Consider the following 16,947-nt stretch of genomic DNA (forward strand, 5'->3'; position numbering starts at 1 on the left):
ACTGTGTCTTAACCACCACGCTTCTGGCCGTCCAGCACCTGCTTCAGCTCCTGCGGTCCCTGGTAGCCAGGAATCATCATGCCGCTGTCGGTGAGGATGGCGGGCGTGCCCTGAATACCAAACAGAATGCCCAGCTTGTAGTGCTGGTCGAGATTAATTTTGCAGCTCGCCGGCGCATCCATTTGCGGTGCGTCGCCTTTCATGGCGGCATCAAACGCCTTGTTGCGATCGGCGCTGCACCAGATGGCGGTCATGGCTTTCTCCACCTGGCCGTGCAGGCCTTCACGCGGGAACGCCAGATAGCGCACGGTGATGCCCAGCGCGTTGTAGTCAGCCATCTGCTCGTGCAGCTTGCGGCAGTAGCCGCAGGTGATGTCGGTAAATACGGTGATCACGTGCTGCTCTTTCGGCGCTTTGTAGACAATCATTTCCGGTGCCAGCGCGGCGACTTTTTTCTCCAGCAGCTGATTGGTGACATTCACCGGCTGCGCGCCGCTGACATCGTACAGCGGGCCCTGAATCATGTGCTTGCCGTCTTCGGTGACGTACAGCACGCCGCTTTCGGTCATTACCGTTTTGATACCCGGCAGCGGCGACGGCTGGATTTCCGCCTGCTGCATACCCAGTTTTTTCAGTGATTGCTGAATCGCGTTGTCATCGGCATGGGCCAGCGCAGAAAAGGCGCTGACCAGCAGAGCCAGCGTCGTAACGGTTTTTTTCATCTCAAATCCTTGTTGCCGCTGCTCAGGCGCGCGGATGATGCTGTTGATGTAACTGACGCAGGCGCTCAGTCGCCACGTGCGTGTAAATCTGGGTGGTCGACAGGTCGCTGTGCCCCAGCAACATCTGTACGACGCGTAAATCGGCACCATGGTTCAGTAAATGTGTGGCAAATGCGTGGCGCAGCACGTGCGGTGACAGCTTTTCGCTGTCGATGCCGGCAAGGGTGGCATAGTGTTTGATGCGATGCCAGAAGGTCTGGCGTGTCATCTGCTGCGCGCGGTTGCTGGGGAACAGCACGTCAATGGTCTGTCCGTTCAGCAGCCACGGCCGCCCGTGTTCCATATAGTGCTCCAGCCAGTAAATTGCTTCTTCACCTAATGGCACCAGCCGCTCTTTATTGCCTTTACCGATGACGCGCACCACGCCCTGACGCAGGCTGACATCACTCAACGTCAGACCGACCAGCTCAGAGACGCGCAGCCCGGTGGCGTAGAGCAGCTCCAGCATCGCTTTGTCACGCAGTTCGAGCGGTATGTCTGTTGCCGGCGCCTGTAACAGGCGCTCGACCTGATTTTCTGACAGGTCTTTTGGCAGGCGCTGCGGCAATTTCGGCGCTGATAACAGCGCGCTGGGATCGTCACTGCGCAGCTTTTCGCGGTACAGATACTGAAACAGACGGCGCATCGCGCTCAGAGTACGCGCTGAGCTGGTGGCTTTGTAACCGCCCTCAATCCGCTCAGCCAGAAACTGCTGCAAATCAGCGGCTTCCAGCGTCAGCAGCGTGCGCTCATGGTGGTGCAGCCAGGCAGTGAGCGTCTGCAAATCCTGACGATAGGACGCCAGCGTGTTCTGCGCCAGGTTGCGCTCAATCCAGAGCGCGTCGAGAAACTGTTCTATCAGATCGCTGTCCTGCACTGTTGCCCCTCGCCGTGTGAAATCGTGCTCATTATGCCTGAAACTGGCCTGCTTCTGGTACAATTGCGCCAGAGTGAGTTTCAGTCAGAGCATTAATTGCATGAATATCGGTCTGTTTTACGGTTCCAGTACCTGTTACACCGAGATGACGGCGGAGAAAATCCGCGACTTTATCGGTGAAGAATTAGTCACACTGCATAACCTGAAAGATGACGATCCGTCGCTGATGGAGCAGTACGATTTACTGATTCTCGGTATTCCGACCTGGGATTTCGGCGAACTGCAGGAGGACTGGGAAGCGGTGTGGCAACAGCTGCCGGCGCTCAACCTGCAGGGCAAAATTGTGGCGCTGTACGGCATGGGCGACCAGGTCGAGTACAGCGAATGGTTCCTTGATGCGCTGGGTATGCTGCACGAACTGCTGCTGCCGATGGGCGTGCAGTTTGTCGGTTACTGGCCGCTCGACGGCTACCAGTTCACCAGTAAAAAACCGCTGACCGCCGATGGTCAGCAGTTTGTCGGCCTGGCGCTCGACGACGTTAATCAGTTTGAGCTGAGCGAAGAGCGCGTCGAGCAGTGGTGCGAACAGATTCTGACCGAAACCGCCGCGCTGCTTTAATGCGGCGTCGCGTCATCCAGCAAAAAACAGCGGGCGCGTAACGCGCGCCACGCGTCGGGCGGCATGCTGTCGTGCAGCAGCCACAGCCGCCAGCGCTGCCCGCGACGGTTACGCAGCACCAGCAACACGCCCCACGGTAGCCAGTCCGGCTGCCGTTGCGCCTGCCAGCGCTCACCGCGCCAGTACCAGTCACCCTTGTCATCCAGCATGAGCGCTCCGCAGCGCTGCCGCAGGCGACGCGCGTTACGCCAGCACTGCAGGGTCAGCAGAATCACTACCGCGATCTGAACCCAGGCCCAGCCCGCCGGCCAGCGACAGCTCAGCAACAGCGCGCCACACAGCCCGAACAGCGTCACATTCAGCACCCGCGCGCTGCGTGACGCGCGCAGATCACATTGCCACCGGCCCGCGTTCACGGTTGCGCTGCTGAATTAGTTTCACCATGCGTTTGAACTCGGGATCGGCCGGTTCGCCGTGGTTCATCATCCAGTTAAACAGGTCCGGATCGTCGCTCTTCAGCAGCGCGACAAACACCTGCTTGTCGCTGTCGCTCAGCGAATCATACTCATATTTAAAGAACGGCATGATCGAGACATCCAGCTCCAGCATGCCGCGACGGCATGCCCACTGGACGCGCGCTTTGTCATGAATATCCATGTGTCTTCTTCCACAGCTGATAACAGTGGCGCTCAGTGTACCTGCTTTTTCGCCGCGCTGCAGGCGTGCAACCAGACGCTGCGCGCGGTGACGCACAGCAATGCCACCGGTTACAGGGTTATCACGCGATTTGTGCGCCAGATTCCGCAAACAGGTTGCAATGGCGCACTGCTCTTTTAACATTGGTAAGCATATTACTGGATAAACCTTATTGATCAGGACGGACTCATGCCGATTTTCACCCTTCCGCCTCGCCAGCCCGCTGCGGCGTCGCGCCTGCCTTTAACGCTGATGTCGCTCGACGAGTGGGCGCTGGTATCGGTGCAGGGCAAAGACAGCACCTCTTATCTGCAGGGTCAGCTGACGCTGGACGTGGCGGCGCTGGACGCAGCGCAGCATCGCCCGGCAGCGCACTGCGATGCCAAAGGCAAAATGTGGAGCAATCTGCGTCTGTTCCATCGTGGAGAAGGTTATGCCTATATCGTGCGCCGCAATCTGCGCGAGCAGCAGGTGACCGAACTGAAGAAGTATGCGGTGTTCGCCAAAGTGACCATTGCGGCCGATGATGACGCGGTCCTGCTCGGCGTTGCCGGTTTTCAGGCGCACGCCGCACTGGCTAACGTTTTCACCACGCTGCCGGATGCCACAACCCCAGTGGTGCAGCAGGATGACACCACCCTGCTGTGGTTCGCCGAACCAGCCGAGCGTTTTCTGCTGGTCACCACGCCGGCGCAGGCCGAAGCGCTGCAGCAGAAGCTGGCCGGGGAAGCGCAACTGAATGACAGCACGCAGTGGCTGGCGCTGGATATTGCGGCGGGCGTGCCGGTGATCGACAGCGCCACCACGGCGCAGCTGATTCCGCAGGCCACCAACCTGCAGGCGCTGGATGCCATCAGCTTTAAAAAAGGCTGTTACACCGGCCAGGAAATGGTGGCGCGCGCCAAATTCCGCGGCGCCAACAAACGTGCGCTCTACTGGCTGGCGGGCAGCGCCAGCAAAGTACCGGACGCAGCCAGTTCGCTGGAGTTGCAGATGGGCGACAAATGGCGTCGCACCGGCACGGTGCTGAGCGGTGTACAACTGGATGATGGCAGCGTGTGGGTGCAGGCGGTGCTGAACAACGATCTGGAGCCGGATAGCGTGCTGCGCGTTGAAGGCGATGAAAACGGTAAGCTGACCATTCAGCCGCTGCCCTATTCGCTGGAGGAGTAACGGTTACGGCTGGTACGCCGCAGGGTCGCCATCAGTGGCGACCCTTGCCTTGTTACATTACGTAAAAATAGATGGCGCAAAAGTGCAGCACGCTGCCGCCCAGCACGAAACCGTGCCAGATGGCATGATTGTACGGGATACGGCGCGACACATAGAAAATCACCCCGAGCGAATAGACAATCCCGCCCGCCGCCAGCAGCCAGACGCCGCCGGCCGACAGTTTAGTTGCCAGCTGATAAATCACCACCAGCGACAGCCAGCCCATGCTGAGATAGGTCACCAGCGACAGCACTTTAAAGCGATGCGCAATGGTCAGCTTAAAGATGATGCCCGCCAGCGCCAGACTCCAGATCACCACCATCAATCCCTGCGCCAGCGGCGATTGCAGCCCGACCAGCAGAAACGGCGTGTAAGTCCCGGCGATCAGCAAATAGATGGCGCAGTGGTCAAATTTCTTCAGCCAGTATTTGGCGCGCTGATGCGGAATGGCGTGATACAGCGTCGAGGCAAGGAACAGCAGAATCATGCTGCCGCCGTACAGGCTATAGCTGGTAATGGCGGTGATATTCGCCTGCATTTCAACGGCTTGGGTCAACAGCAACACCAGCCCCACGATGCCAAACACACAGCCCAGGCCGTGGCTGATGCTGTTGGCGATCTCTTCGGCCAGTGAATAGCCCTGGGCAATAAGTCGGTTCTGTACCATGGCGTCGGATTCCTGAACATCGTAACGAAAGTTGTGCTTTTTCTGTGCACCAGAGTAGCGAAGAACAATTTCAGAGTACACATGTACGCTAAAATTATTCTGTGAAGAGGTGTGACAACCCAGCGGCAAACCAATCTGTTACACTGAGGCTTCTTTTTGCCGTGAGCGCCGCCCGAATGTTTTCACACAGCGACCTGTCCCGTTTGAATGACCTTGAGATGCAGGTTTATCACTTCATCATCAAACACCGGGAAAGTGTCAGTTATATGACCATCCGCGAACTGGCGGCGCAGGCGGGCGTCTCGACCACCACGGTGCTGCGCTTCTGCCGCAAAATGCATTGTGACGGCTGGTCAGAATTTCGCATCCGTTTTCGCCTGGCGCAGGAGCAAAGCGCGCCGGTGCTGCTGCCCTCCGGCGTCGGAGAAATGCTGAGCTTTTTTAAAAGCATCAACAACGCAGAATTTGATCAGCAGATTGCCACCGCAGCGCAAATGATCATTGAGGCTGAGCACATTTTCTTTATTGGTGCCGGTACTTCAGGCAGTCTCGGCAAATATGGTGCACGCTATTTTTCTAATATTGGTAAATTCAGTCATCACATCGATGATCCTTATTACCCGGTGAGTAAGAGCGCCTGGGAAAATGCGCTGGCGATTATTTTATCCGTCTCTGGCGAAACCGAAGAGATCCTGCGCTTTGCCAGTCAGTTCAGTCTGCATCACTGTAAAATCATCTCCATCACCAATCACGACAACTGCTCGCTGGCGAAAATGGCGGATTTCAATCTCTCCTATCATGTGCCGCAGGAGAAACTGCCTGACCGCTACGATATTACCACCCAGGTACCGGTGATTTATATTCTGGAGATGCTGGGCCGTTATATTGCCCGCCTCACGCAGGTATAAAACAGCCTGTTTTTCGGCGGTAACAAGTCACATTTCCGCGCCGGTGTTATAGCGTGACTTTGCTATTTCAGTTGTTACACTGCGGGCAGTATTATTTTCGCCAACAGCGTGACGAGGTATTGAAATGAGTGAAGGATTGCAGTTACCCAGCGGATTTCTCTGGGGCGGCGCGGTGGCAGCCCATCAGGTTGAGGGCGGCTGGGATCAGGGCGGCAAAGGCGTCAGCATCGCCGATGTTCTCACCGGCGGCGCACACGGCGTTGATCGCGTCATCACGCCCGGCGTCCAGCCCGGCCAGCACTATCCCAACCATCAGGCGGTGGAATTCTATTCGCACTACAAACAGGACGTGGCGCTGTTTGCCGAGATGGGTTTCAAATGCTTCCGCACCTCGATTGCCTGGACGCGCATTTTCCCCAACGGCGATGAACTGCAGCCCAATGAAGCCGGCCTGCAATTTTACGATGACCTGTTTGATGAGCTGCTGAAATATGGCATCGAACCGGTGATTACCCTGTCGCACTTTGAGATGCCTTATCATCTGGTTAAAGAGTACGGCGGCTGGGCTAATCGCAAAGTGGTCGATTTCTTTGTGCGCTTCAGTGACGTGGTGATGACGCGCTATCGCCACAAAGTGAAGTACTGGATGACCTTCAATGAAATCAATAACCAGCGCAACTGGCAGTATCCGCTGTTCGGCTACTGCTGCTCCGGCGTCGTGTTCACAGAGCATGAAAAGCCCGAGCAGACGATGTATCAGGTGATGCATCACCAGTTCGTCGCCAGTGCCAAAGTGGTGAAGCGCGGCCACGAAATCAACCCGGATTTCCAGATTGGCTGCATGATCGCCATGGTGCCGGTCTATCCGTTCTCCTGCCATCCGGATGACGTGATGCGCGCGCAGGAGTCGATGCATCAGCGCTACGTGTTCAGCGACGTGCAGATGCGCGGCGCGTACCCGGCTTATACGCTGAAAGAGTGGGCGCGCAAGGGTTATCACATTGCGATGGAAGCCGATGACGCCGAAACGCTGCGTCAGGGCTGCTGCGACTACATCGGTTTCAGCTACTACATGAGCAATGCGGTGGACACCAAAGCCAGCGGCGTCGACGATCCGATCACCGGCTTCGACGGCGTAGTGCCTAACCCGCATGTGAAAGCGTCCGACTGGGGCTGGCAGATTGATCCGGTCGGCCTGCGCTACGTGCTGAATGCGCTGTATGAGCGCTACCAGAAGCCGCTGTTTATTGTTGAGAACGGCTTTGGTGCCATTGATAAAGCCAATGCTGAGGGCGTGATCGAAGATGACTACCGCATTGATTATCTGCGCGCGCACATTGAAGAGATGAAAAAAGCGGTGGCGCTGGATGGTGTCGATCTGCTGGGCTATACGCCGTGGGGCTGCATCGACTGCGTCTCCTTTACCACCGGCCAGTACAGCAAGCGCTACGGCTTTATCCACGTCGATAAAAACGATGACGGCAGCGGCAGCTTTGCCCGCTCGAAGAAGAAGAGTTTCGCCTGGTATCAGCAGGTGATTGCCAGCAATGGTGAAGTGCTGTAACCGCTAATGGCGCGCGACGTATAGATGTGCGCCGCGCACAGAAAGGCTGTGACGTGCGGCTCAACGGCCGCCTGACGCATCAATAAAGCTGCCGGTGACGTAGGAAGCGGCGTCACTGGCCAGCCAGGCAATGGCGGCAGCGATCTCCTCCGCCTGGCCGCCGCGCTGCATCGGCAGCGATGCCGCGAGGCGATCAACGCGCCCCGGCTCACCGCCGTCGGCATGCATATCGGTGTAGATCAGCCCTGGCCGCACGCTATTGACGCGAATCCCCTGCGCTGCCACTTCCAGTGACAATCCTCTGGTCAGCGTGTCCATCGCGCCTTTCGACGCCGCATAATCGACATACTCATTGGGCGAGCCGGTACGCGCGGCAGCCGACGAGACGTTAACAATGGCGCCACCCTGACCGCCGTGTGCGGTACTCATGCGTTTTACCGCTTCGCGGCAGCAGATAAACGTGCCGGTGACGTTGGTTGCCAGCACGCGCTGAATGCGCGCAGCATCCAGATCCTCAACCCGGCACTGGGAGAAGAGAATACCGGCGTTATTCACCAGCACGCGCAGCGCGCCCGGCTGCTGATCCAGTTGGCGGAACATGCGCACCACCTGCGCTTCATCGGCAATATCCGCCTGTAAGGCAAACGCGCTGCCGCCCTGCGCTTCGATATCTGCTACCACCTGCAACGCTTCTGCTTCGCGCTGCCGGAAATTGATTGCCACGCGATAACCTGCCTGCGCCAGCAGCAGCGATGTTGCCCGTCCAATTCCGCGGCTACCGCCGGTGACCAGTGCCAGATCCATATGCTTCTCCCATAAAAAAAAGGCCGACAAATCGGCCTTTAGTATTACTGAAGGGTTTGGATTACGCCTGCAGATTACTGGTATTCGCTCATCGGAACGCATGAACAGAACACATTGCGATCGCCAAACACATCGTCGAGACGCTTAACGGTCGGCCAGTATTTGTTGGCGCTGCCGGCCGGGAAGACCGCCAGCTCGCGGCTGTACGGATGAGTCCAGTCGCCGACGATTTCCATCTGGGTATGCGGTGCATTCACCAGCGGGTTGTCATCAGCCGGCCATTCACCGTCGGCTACGCGATCGATTTCCATGCGGATCGCCAGCATCGCGTCAATAAAGCGGTCCAGCTCGATTTTGCTCTCGGATTCGGTCGGCTCGACCATCAGCGTGCCGGCGACCGGGAACGACATGGTCGGCGCATGGAAACCATAGTCGATCAGGCGTTTCGCGATATCCAGCTCGCTGATGCCGGTCTGCTCTTTCAGCGGACGAATGTCGAGAATGCACTCATGCGCCACGCGGCCGTCGCGGCCGGCGTACAGAATCGGGTACGCCGACTGCAGCCGGCTGGCGATGTAGTTGGCGTTGAGAATCGCCACCGAGCTGGCCTGCTTCAGCCCTTCGGCACCCATCATGCGAATGTACATCCAGCTGATGGGCAGAATAGATGCGCTGCCGAACGGCGCCGCAGAAACCGCGCCCTGCTGGGTCAGCACGCCGTCAATCTGCACCACGCTGTGGCCCGGTACGAATGGCGCCAGATGCGCTTTTACCCCGATCGGCCCCATGCCCGGACCGCCACCGCCGTGCGGAATGCAGAAGGTTTTGTGCAGGTTGAGATGCGACACGTCAGCGCCAATGTAGCCAGGCGTGGTGATCCCGACCTGCGCGTTCATGTTTGCGCCGTCGAGGTACACCTGGCCGCCGTACTGATGCACGATCTGGCATACTTCGCGAATGGTCTCTTCGTAGACGCCGTGCGTCGACGGATAGGTCACCATGATGCACGACAGCGCATCACCGGCCTGCGCTGCTTTTTCACGCAGATCGCCGAGATCGATGTTGCCCTGCTTATCACAGGCCACCACCACGACCGCCATGCCCGCCATCTGCGCGGACGCCGGGTTAGTGCCGTGCGCCGAACTCGGGATCAGACAGATCGTGCGGCCCCCTTCATTACGGCTCTCATGATAGCGACGGATGGCCAGCAGACCGGCGTATTCGCCCTGCGCACCAGAGTTCGGCTGCATGCACAGCGCATCGTAACCGGTGAGCTGGACCAGCCACTGGGACAGCTGGCCGATCATCTGCAGATAACCGCTCGCCTGCTCTGCCGGACAGAACGGGTGCAGTTCAGCGAATTCCGGCCAGGTGATCGGAATCATTTCGGCGGCGGCATTCAGTTTCATGGTGCATGAGCCGAGCGGGATCATTGCCTGATTCAGCGCCAGATCCTTTTTCTCCAGGCTATGCATGTAGCGCATCATCTCAGTTTCGCTGTGATGACGGTTGAACACCGGATGGGTAAGGAATTCGCTGGTGCGCTGCTGGCCTGCCGGAATGGCGCTATTTTCCGCCGCGACCGCGACGTCCAGCGCCTCGATATCCTGGCCGTGCGCGTCGCCCAGCAGAATGGCAAACAGCGCCAGCACGTCTTCACGCGTGGTGGTTTCATCCAGCGTGATACCGACCGCATTGAGGATATCGCTGCGCAGATTGACGCCGAAGCTCAGCGCACGGTTCAGCACCGCCGCTTTGTCCGCGACCTCAACGGTCAGCGTATCGAACCAGCTGTGATGGCGCAGCTTCAGGCCGCCGTTTTGCAGGCCTGCTGCCAGAATCGAGGTCAGACGGTGAATGCGCGAGGCGATGCGCTTCAGTCCGGCCGGGCCATGGTAAACCGCGTACAGGCCGGCGATATTCGCCAGCAGCACCTGTGAAGTACAGATGTTGGAGTTGGCTTTCTCACGGCGGATGTGTTGTTCGCGCGTCTGCATCGCCATGCGCAGCGCGGTGTTACCGGCGGCATCGCGTGACACGCCGATGATACGGCCCGGCATGGAGCGCTTGTGCTCATCACGGCTGGCAAAGAAGGCCGCGTGCGGACCGCCGTAGCCCATCGGTACGCCAAAGCGCTGGGCGGAACCGAAGACGATATCAGCACCCTGTTTGCCCGGCGCTTCCAGCTGCACCAGCGCCATGAAATCCGCCGCCACGCTCACCACCACTTTGCGGCTTTTCAGCTCAGCAATCAGTTCACGGTAGTCGTGCACTTCTCCGCTGGTACCGACCTGCTGCAGCAGCACGCCAAACAGATCGTCGTGCTCGCGGGCTTTTTCGGCGCGATCGATAATCAGCTCAAAGCCAAAGGTTTCGGCGCGGGTGCGCACCACATCCAGCGTTTGCGGATGGATGTCATCGGCGATAAAGAATTTTGTCGCGTTTTTCAGCTTGCTGACGCGTTTAGCCATCGCCATCGCTTCGGCGGCCGCGGTGGCTTCATCCAGCAGTGAAGCTGAAGCAATATCCAGCCCGGTGAGATCGAGCGTCAGGGTCTGGAAGTTGAGCAGCGCTTCCAGACGGCCCTGCGACACTTCCGGCTGATACGGCGTGTAGGCCGTGTACCAGCCTGGGTTTTCCAGCATGTTGCGCAGAATCACCGGCGGGGTGATCACGGCGCTGTAACCCATTCCAATCCAGGATTTGTAACGCTGATTCTGGCTGGCAATGGCTTTCAGCTCTGCCAGCGCCTGCTGTTCAGTCGCGGCATCGCCTACCGCCGGCGGGCCTGGCAGCTGGATATCAGCAGGCACAATTGAAGCGATCAGCGAAGCCAGCGAGCTGGCACCAATCGCTTCCAGCATGGTGGCCTGCTGCGCGGCATCAGGACCGATATGGCGCTCAATAAAAGCACCGTTATGTTCGAGCTGGCTGAGAGTCTGGGTCATTTACAGTACATCCTGAATCGGGCTGGGTGACAAAATGGCATTAAATCAGGCAGATAAAAAAGAAGGCGCCGCAGTGCAGCACCTTCAGAGACTACCGGTTACTCGTCGATGGACTTTTTATAGGCCTCGGCATCGAGCATCGCGTCGAGCTCGGACTCGTCGCTGGCTTTGATGCGGAACAGCCAGCCGGCGGCGTACGGTTCGCTGTTAACCAGCTCCGGGGCATCGCCCAGCGCTTCGTTAACCGCCACGATTTCACCGCTCAGCGGGGCATAGATATCCGATGCCGCTTTCACGGATTCGGCTACCGCACAGTCGTCACCGGCGGCAAAGCTGGCGCCCACGTCTGGCAGGTCGACAAACACCATGTCGCCCAGCAGTTCCTGCGCGTGTTCGGTGATGCCCACGGTAAACGTACCGTCAGCTTCTTTACGCACCCACTCGTGGCTATCACGGTACTTCAATTCATTTGGCACATTGCTCATCGCCATTTCTCCTGAAAAAAATTACTGAGCGACCGGCTTGCCGGCGCGAACAAAAATAGGTTTAGTCACTTTCACCGGCATTTCACGATTGCGGATTTCAACAATCGCCTGCTCACCGATACTGGCCGGCACGCGCGCCAGCGCAATGCTGTAGCCCAGCGTTGGCGAGAAGGAGCCGCTGGTAATGATGCCCTGCTGCGGCTGTCCCTGCGCATCGGTAAAGCGCACCGTCAGGCCGTTACGCAGCACGCCTTTTTCGGTCATCACCAGCCCGACCAGTTTTTCCGTGCCGTTCTCGCGCTGCGCTTCCAGCGCTTCACGGCCAATGAAATCACGGTCGGCGGGCTCCCAGCTGATGGTCCAGCCCATGTTGGCAGCCAGCGGCGAAACGCCTTCATCCATCTCCTGCCCATACAGATTCATGCCAGCTTCGAGACGCAGCGTATCGCGTGCGCCCAGTCCGGCTGGTTTCACGCCTGCGGCCAGCAGCTGCTGCCAGAAATCTGCGGCCTGAGCGGCAGGCAGGGCGATTTCATAACCGGCTTCACCGGTATAACCGGTCGTGGCGATAAACAGATCGCCGGCCTGTACGCCAAAGAACGGCTTCATGCCTGCCACCGCGTCACGCTGTGCCGCGCTAAACAGGCTCTGTGCTTTTTGCTGCGCGTTCGGTCCCTGTACAGCGATCAGCGCCAGATCGTCACGCTCGGTCAGTTCAACCCCAAACGGCTGCGCATGCTCAGCGATCCACGCCAGATCCTTCTCGCGCGTAGCGGAGTTGACCACCAGGCGGAAGAAATCTTCGCTCATAAAGTAAACAATTAAATCATCAATGACGCCAGCTGAAGCATTCAGCATGCCGGTATAGAGGGCTTTGCCGGGCTGGGTCAGTTTGGCGACGTCGTTGGCCAGCAGGTAACGCAGAAATTCACGGGTGCGCGCGCCGTGCAGATCGACAATGGTCATGTGGGAAACGTCAAACATTCCGGCATCGTTGCGTACCGCATGGTGTTCATCCATTTGCGAGCCGTAGTGCAGCGGCATCATCCAGCCGTGGAAGTCCACCATGCGGGCACCGCAGGCCTGATGCTGTTCGAATAGAGGCGTTTGCTGAGTCATAACCATCCTGTGAAGACAAGTGAATGTGACGCGCCTGCGCCGTCAGTTTTGAGCGACGCAAACGTTCTCTTTACGCTGAAGTTACCACCGAATCCGGCAATTAACCATAAGGAAAACGAGGGTGAAACCTTATCATCCTTTGTGCTGCCCCGGCAGCCACGCCAGCACATCTCACTGCATTTATGTGATTTACCGCGCATATAATTCACCTGTTGCGCAGTAATTCAGCCGAATAATGGAAGCCGTGCCGCAGACAAGGGAAATGGTTCGGGGGCGAAAAGCATTTAGGATTAGTTTAAGTAATGCGAATTGAGACCTGAAATTAGAATAAATCAAATGAAGGGCAATTTGGGTGCAGCGATGCACAATAATGGTGCTGGGGCGGGTATTGCAGTGACGTTACCGGGTGCGCACAGGGTCGCAATGGATGGCGACAACGCTGTGCAGTTCGGTGATTCATGAGCGGCAGCCGACTGCCACGCCCACCCTTGAGGGTGATCGCGTAACGTCAGTACAGGAAAAACGGCACCTGAAACGGTGCCGTAATAAGGAGGGTTAGCGGATCCAGCCGGGCAGGTCGTTGAGGCCCATGGCCTGCTTCAGCAGTAACGGCTTCACGCCAGGCAGCGTGTCGGCCAGCTTCAGCCCGACGTCGCGCAGCAGTTTTTTTGCCGGATGGTGCCCGGCAAACAGCTCACGGAAACCCTGCATGCCGGCCAGCATCAGCGCTGCGCTGTGCTTGCGGCTGCGTTCATAACGCCGCAAATAGAGATGCTGGCCGATATCTTTGCCCTGCTGATGCAGACGGCGGATTTCGCCAATCAGCTCGGCGGCATCCATAAAGCCGAGGTTAACCCCCTGCCCGGCCAGCGGATGGATGGTATGCGCCGCATCGCCCACCAGCGCCAGCCGGTGCGCAGCAAAGTTGCGGGCGTAACGCGCCGTCAGCGGGAAGGTTTTCCGTTCGCTTTCCACCTGGCACAGACCAAGGCGCATATCGAATGCCACCGAAAGCTGCTGGTTAAACAGCGCTTCCGGCATGGATTGCAGTCGCGCCGCTTCCTGCGGTGACAGCGACCAGACGATGGAGCACAGGTGCGGATCCTGCATCGGCAGGAAGGCCAGAATGCCGTCGCCGTGGAACACCTGGCGCGCAATGGCATCGTGCGGCATATCGGTGCGTACATTGGCCACCAGCGCGTGATGTTCGTAATCCCAGAAAGTAATCGGGATATCCGCTTTGTCACGCAGCCACGAGTTGGCCCCGTCCGCAGCAATCAGCAGGCGCGCGCTCATCATGCTGCCGTCCTGCAGGGTAATAAAGGCTTCGTTATCGCCAAACGCCACCTGCTGCAGCTGAGCCGGCGCAATCAGCGTCACGTCGCTACACTGGCTGGCGCGCTGCCACAGCGCACTGTGAATCACCTCGTTTTCAATGATATGTCCGAGGTGCGACAGCCCTTGCTGCTCGTCATCAAAGCTGATCGAGCCAAAGCTGTCCTGATCCCACACTTCCATGCCGTGATACGCACTGGCGCGCAGCGCGAGAATGGTCGACCATACATCGAGTTTTTGCAGCAGACGCTCGCTGGCGGCGTTGATGGCCGAGACGCGAACCGACGCTGGCGCCGCCGCATCAAATTGTGGCTCAGGCGCTTTTTCCAGCACCGCAACGCGCAGGCCGCTGCCCTGTAAGCCACAGGCCACCGCCAGACCGACCATGCCGCCACCGGCAATCGCCACATCAAATGTTTGCATTGCTGCCCCTTAATTCATGCTTAACGCTTAACCCAGCCGAGCGTGCGCACGGCAAGTGGGTTTCGCAGCCATGGCAGGTGGTCCATTGCCACCAGCCCAAGATTTCGTCCTGCCACCAGCGGGGCATAACGGTTGGCGAACAGCCGCACCAGACCGTCGGTGACGCCAATGGTCGCCGCGCGATCCGGCTGGCGGCGCGCAGCAAAATGGTGCAACACCGCGTGGCTGCCCGGATCCTGCTGGTGACGATGCGCCGCCGCAAGGGTTTCCGCCAGCGACATCACATCGCGCAGTCCGAGGTTAAAGCCCTGCCCGGCGATCGGATGCAGCGTCTGCGCCGCATTGCCGACCAGCGCCAGCCGGTGCGTCACCTGACGCTCTGCGGTCTGCAGCGCCAGCGGATAGATTTCGCGCTGGCCGGCGTGAGTAAAGCGCCCCAGCCGCCAGCCAAAGGCGCGCTGTAATTCATGCAGGAAGGTGGCATCGTCCCACTGCTTAACCGTGGCTTCGGCCGTCGCCGGATGACACCACACCAGCGACAGACGGTTGCCGGACATCGGCAGCAGCGCCAGCGGGCCATGCTGCGTGAAGCGCTCAAACGCGCGGCCCTGATGCGGCAACTGCGTCGCGACGTTGGCAATCACCGCCAGCTGCTGGTAGTCGTCGCGCTGCCAGCGCATGCCGCAGGATGCCGCCAGCGGCGAGCGTGCGCCGTCAGCGGCCACCAGCAGCGCGCCCTGTAACGTTGCGCCGCTGCTGAGCGTCGCCTGCACGCTATCGGCGCTGCGGGTTACTGAGGTCACGTGATCCGGGCAGCACAGCGTCACGCCTGGCGCCTCACGCAGACGTTTAAACAGGCGCTGTCCCACGTCATACAGCTCGACCACGTTGCCCAACGCCGACAGCTGATAATCCTCAGCCTGCAGCTGAACAAACCCGCTGTGCCCGCGATCGGAAACGTGGATGTGGGTAATGGGCGTGGCGCAATCCGCCAGCGAACGCCACAGGTCAATTTCCGCCAGCTGCTGACAGGTGCCCGCCGCCAGCGCGATGGCGCGCCCGTCAAAGCCCGGGTGCGCGCGGCTGTCCGGCTGATGACGTTCAATCAGCGTCACCGGCAACTGGCCCTGTGTCAGATGCGAAATCGCCAGTGCCAGCGTGGCGCCGGTCATACCGCCGCCTGCAATCAGGATACTCATACGCTGCGCGCCGCCGCCATCAGTGCTTCGATCGCCTCAGCGTCTTTTACCACGCTGTCGGTCAGGTTTTCATTACCGTCGGCGGTGATAACGATGTCGTCTTCGATACGGATACCGATGCCGCGATACTGCGCCGGCACTTTGGCATCCGGCGCGATATACAGGCCCGGTTCAACGGTGAGCACCATGCCGGGTTCAAGCAGGCGGTCGCGGCTGGGCGTGCCGTAGTGGCCGACGTCATGCACGTCCAGCCCCAGCCAGTGACTAAGACCGTGCATAAAGAACGGACGGTGCGCCTGCTCTTCAAACAGCGTATCGATATTGCCTTCCAGAATGCCAAGATCGACCAGACCGGTGATCATGATGCGCACCACTTCGTCGTTGACTTCATGGATGCTGATGCCCGGGCGGAACATCGACAGCGCCTTGTACAGCGAGGCGAGCACGATGTCGTAGATCTCGCGCTGCGGCTGGCTGAATTTACCGTTAACCGGGAAGGTGCGGGTAATATCGCCGGCGTAGCCATGGAATTCGCAACCGGCATCAATCAGCACCAGATCGCCGTCGCGCATTTCGCTTTCGTTTTCGGTGTAGTGCAGAATGCAGCCGTTCTCACCGGAGCCCACAATGGTGTTGTAAGACGGAAAGCGCGCGCCGTGGCGGGTGAATTCGTGATGGATTTCGCCTTCCAGCTGATATTCAAACATGCCGGGACGGCACGCCTGCATCGCACGGGTATGTGCCAGCGCGCTGATTTTTCCTGCGCGGCGCAGAATGGCGATCTCGTCTTCGCTTTTAAACAGGCGCATCTCATGCACCCAGGGACGCCAGTCGGTCAGCGTCGCCGGCGCGCTGAGGTTTTGCCGGAAACCGCGGCGCAGTTTCTCCAGCGCGCTGAAAACCAGCGTATCCGCTTCCGCGTATTCACCCTGTGCGTGATACACCACATCGAGTCCGTTGAGCAGCTGATGCAGCTGCTCGTCAATCGCATCCCACGGCAGCGCGCGGTCAACGCCCAGCTTCGCCGGTGCGGCTTCCTGACCAAGCCGACGCCCGAACCAGATCTCCGCCGTCAGGTCGCGTACGCGATTAAACAGCACGCTGTGGTTATGATTGTCATCGCTCTTAATTAATACCAGCAGCGCCTGCGGCTCGTTGAAGCCGGTGAAGTACCAGAAGTCGCTGTTCTGGCGAAAGGGATATTCGGTGTCGTTGCTGCGCGTCACTTCAGGTGCAGCAAAAATCAAAGCCGCGCTGCCGGGCGCCATGCGGGCGATCAGCGCCTGACGACGTTGCCGGAAAGTTTCCAGTGTAATCATATTTGCACTCC

At 59.0% G+C, this 16,947-nt stretch carries 16 protein-coding genes; 4 read left to right on the forward strand and 12 right to left on the reverse strand.

Annotated features, from left to right (window positions below):
* Positions 1–8: 8 nt before the first annotated feature.
* Complete coding sequence (dsbC, locus tag F3J36_RS20975; protein ID WP_166720501.1) at positions 9–722, reverse strand: bifunctional protein-disulfide isomerase/oxidoreductase DsbC; 714 nt, start codon at positions 720–722, stop codon at positions 9–11.
* A 22-nt stretch (positions 723–744) separates the two neighbouring features.
* Positions 745–1,638, reverse strand: a complete 894-nt coding sequence (gene xerD, locus F3J36_RS20980; protein ID WP_058757089.1) for a site-specific tyrosine recombinase XerD — start codon at positions 1,636–1,638, stop codon at positions 745–747.
* Positions 1,639–1,738: 100 nt separating this feature from the next.
* On the opposite strand from xerD, the gene fldB reads away from it, so the two are divergent.
* Complete coding sequence (fldB, locus tag F3J36_RS20985) at positions 1,739–2,257, forward strand: flavodoxin FldB (protein WP_010616927.1); 519 nt, start codon at positions 1,739–1,741, stop codon at positions 2,255–2,257.
* On the opposite strand, the gene F3J36_RS20990 is transcribed toward fldB, so the two are convergent.
* Together F3J36_RS20990 and sdhE are read right to left on the reverse strand one after the other, a co-directional pair.
* A complete protein-coding gene (locus tag F3J36_RS20990) occupies positions 2,254–2,673 on the reverse strand; it encodes a protein YgfX (protein ID WP_166720502.1) in 420 nt (139 codons plus the stop codon). The genes fldB and F3J36_RS20990 overlap by 4 nt on opposite strands.
* Positions 2,648–2,914 (reverse strand): FAD assembly factor SdhE, encoded by a 267-nt coding sequence (sdhE, locus tag F3J36_RS20995; protein WP_010616925.1) that lies wholly within the window; start codon positions 2,912–2,914, stop codon positions 2,648–2,650. The genes F3J36_RS20990 and sdhE overlap by 26 nt, the downstream gene beginning before the upstream one ends.
* A gap of 228 nt (positions 2,915–3,142) precedes the next feature.
* On the opposite strand from sdhE, the gene ygfZ reads away from it, so the two are divergent.
* Positions 3,143–4,126, forward strand: a complete 984-nt coding sequence (gene ygfZ, locus F3J36_RS21000) for a tRNA-modifying protein YgfZ (RefSeq protein ID WP_166720503.1) — start codon at positions 3,143–3,145, stop codon at positions 4,124–4,126.
* A 52-nt stretch (positions 4,127–4,178) separates the two neighbouring features.
* Here ygfZ and F3J36_RS21005 read toward each other — a convergent pair whose 3' ends face one another.
* Positions 4,179–4,832, reverse strand: a complete 654-nt coding sequence (locus F3J36_RS21005; RefSeq protein ID WP_021506671.1) for a hemolysin III family protein — start codon at positions 4,830–4,832, stop codon at positions 4,179–4,181.
* 176 nt (positions 4,833–5,008) lie between these two features.
* Here F3J36_RS21005 and F3J36_RS21010 point away from each other — a divergent pair, with 176 nt between their 5' ends.
* Together F3J36_RS21010 and F3J36_RS21015 are read left to right on the forward strand one after the other, a co-directional pair.
* The gene (locus F3J36_RS21010; RefSeq protein WP_166720504.1) at positions 5,009–5,740 is read left to right on the forward strand and encodes a MurR/RpiR family transcriptional regulator; all 732 of its coding nucleotides are present in this window, start codon (positions 5,009–5,011) and stop codon (positions 5,738–5,740) included.
* A gap of 124 nt (positions 5,741–5,864) precedes the next feature.
* Positions 5,865–7,304 (forward strand): 6-phospho-beta-glucosidase, encoded by a 1,440-nt coding sequence (locus tag F3J36_RS21015; protein WP_058757093.1) that lies wholly within the window; start codon positions 5,865–5,867, stop codon positions 7,302–7,304.
* 60 nt (positions 7,305–7,364) lie between these two features.
* On the opposite strand, the gene F3J36_RS21020 is transcribed toward F3J36_RS21015, so the two are convergent.
* The 7 genes from F3J36_RS21020 to pepP all read right to left on the reverse strand — a co-directional run bounded on the left by F3J36_RS21020 (position 7,365) and on the right by pepP (position 16,936).
* Positions 7,365–8,108, reverse strand: a complete 744-nt coding sequence (locus F3J36_RS21020) for an SDR family oxidoreductase (RefSeq protein WP_058781310.1) — start codon at positions 8,106–8,108, stop codon at positions 7,365–7,367.
* A gap of 74 nt (positions 8,109–8,182) precedes the next feature.
* Positions 8,183–11,056 (reverse strand): aminomethyl-transferring glycine dehydrogenase, encoded by a 2,874-nt coding sequence (gcvP, locus tag F3J36_RS21025; protein WP_166720505.1) that lies wholly within the window; start codon positions 11,054–11,056, stop codon positions 8,183–8,185.
* 98 nt (positions 11,057–11,154) lie between these two features.
* Complete coding sequence (gene gcvH, locus F3J36_RS21030; protein WP_058771554.1) at positions 11,155–11,541, reverse strand: glycine cleavage system protein GcvH; 387 nt, start codon at positions 11,539–11,541, stop codon at positions 11,155–11,157.
* Positions 11,542–11,562: 21 nt separating this feature from the next.
* Positions 11,563–12,660, reverse strand: coding sequence for a glycine cleavage system aminomethyltransferase GcvT (gene gcvT, locus F3J36_RS21035; protein WP_166720506.1), 1,098 nt, complete (start codon positions 12,658–12,660; stop codon positions 11,563–11,565).
* 555 nt (positions 12,661–13,215) lie between these two features.
* Positions 13,216–14,418, reverse strand: a complete 1,203-nt coding sequence (ubiI, locus tag F3J36_RS21040; RefSeq protein ID WP_166720507.1) for an FAD-dependent 2-octaprenylphenol hydroxylase — start codon at positions 14,416–14,418, stop codon at positions 13,216–13,218.
* Positions 14,419–14,438: 20 nt separating this feature from the next.
* Positions 14,439–15,617: a 2-octaprenyl-6-methoxyphenyl hydroxylase gene (gene ubiH, locus F3J36_RS21045; RefSeq protein WP_166720508.1), complete on the reverse strand. Its 1,179-nt coding sequence runs from the start codon at positions 15,615–15,617 to the stop codon at positions 14,439–14,441.
* Positions 15,614–16,936, reverse strand: coding sequence for a Xaa-Pro aminopeptidase (gene pepP, locus F3J36_RS21050; RefSeq protein ID WP_211073249.1), 1,323 nt, complete (start codon positions 16,934–16,936; stop codon positions 15,614–15,616). The genes ubiH and pepP overlap by 4 nt, the downstream gene beginning before the upstream one ends.
* Positions 16,937–16,947: the final 11 nt, after the last annotated feature.

It is taken from the genome of Pantoea sp. Cy-640, assembly GCF_011752635.1.
Lineage (GTDB): Bacteria > Pseudomonadota > Gammaproteobacteria > Enterobacterales > Enterobacteriaceae > Pantoea > Pantoea dispersa.

Bases quoted from the DNA above. Each gene is read 5' to 3' on its own strand.
- F3J36_RS21005 (WP_021506671.1), bottom strand. From the start codon at position 4,832: ATGGTACAGAACCGACTTATTGCCCAGGGCTATTCACTGGCCGAAGAG.
- sdhE (WP_010616925.1), bottom strand. From the start codon at position 2,914: ATGGATATTCATGACAAAGCGCGCGTCCAGTGGGCATGCCGTCGCGGC.
- F3J36_RS21015 (WP_058757093.1), top strand. From the start codon at position 5,865: ATGAGTGAAGGATTGCAGTTACCCAGCGGATTTCTCTGGGGCGGCGCG.
- F3J36_RS21010 (WP_166720504.1), top strand. From the start codon at position 5,009: ATGTTTTCACACAGCGACCTGTCCCGTTTGAATGACCTTGAGATGCAG.
- gcvT (WP_166720506.1), bottom strand. From the start codon at position 12,660: ATGACTCAGCAAACGCCTCTATTCGAACAGCATCAGGCCTGCGGTGCC.
- F3J36_RS21020 (WP_058781310.1), bottom strand. From the start codon at position 8,108: ATGGATCTGGCACTGGTCACCGGCGGTAGCCGCGGAATTGGACGGGCA.
- ubiH (WP_166720508.1), bottom strand. From the start codon at position 15,617: ATGAGTATCCTGATTGCAGGCGGCGGTATGACCGGCGCCACGCTGGCA.
- gcvP (WP_166720505.1), bottom strand. From the start codon at position 11,056: ATGACCCAGACTCTCAGCCAGCTCGAACATAACGGTGCTTTTATTGAG.
- gcvH (WP_058771554.1), bottom strand. From the start codon at position 11,541: ATGAGCAATGTGCCAAATGAATTGAAGTACCGTGATAGCCACGAGTGG.
- dsbC (WP_166720501.1), bottom strand. From the start codon at position 722: ATGAAAAAAACCGTTACGACGCTGGCTCTGCTGGTCAGCGCCTTTTCT.
- ygfZ (WP_166720503.1), top strand. From the start codon at position 3,143: ATGCCGATTTTCACCCTTCCGCCTCGCCAGCCCGCTGCGGCGTCGCGC.
- ubiI (WP_166720507.1), bottom strand. From the start codon at position 14,418: ATGCAAACATTTGATGTGGCGATTGCCGGTGGCGGCATGGTCGGTCTG.
- fldB (WP_010616927.1), top strand. From the start codon at position 1,739: ATGAATATCGGTCTGTTTTACGGTTCCAGTACCTGTTACACCGAGATG.
- pepP (WP_211073249.1), bottom strand. From the start codon at position 16,936: ATGATTACACTGGAAACTTTCCGGCAACGTCGTCAGGCGCTGATCGCC.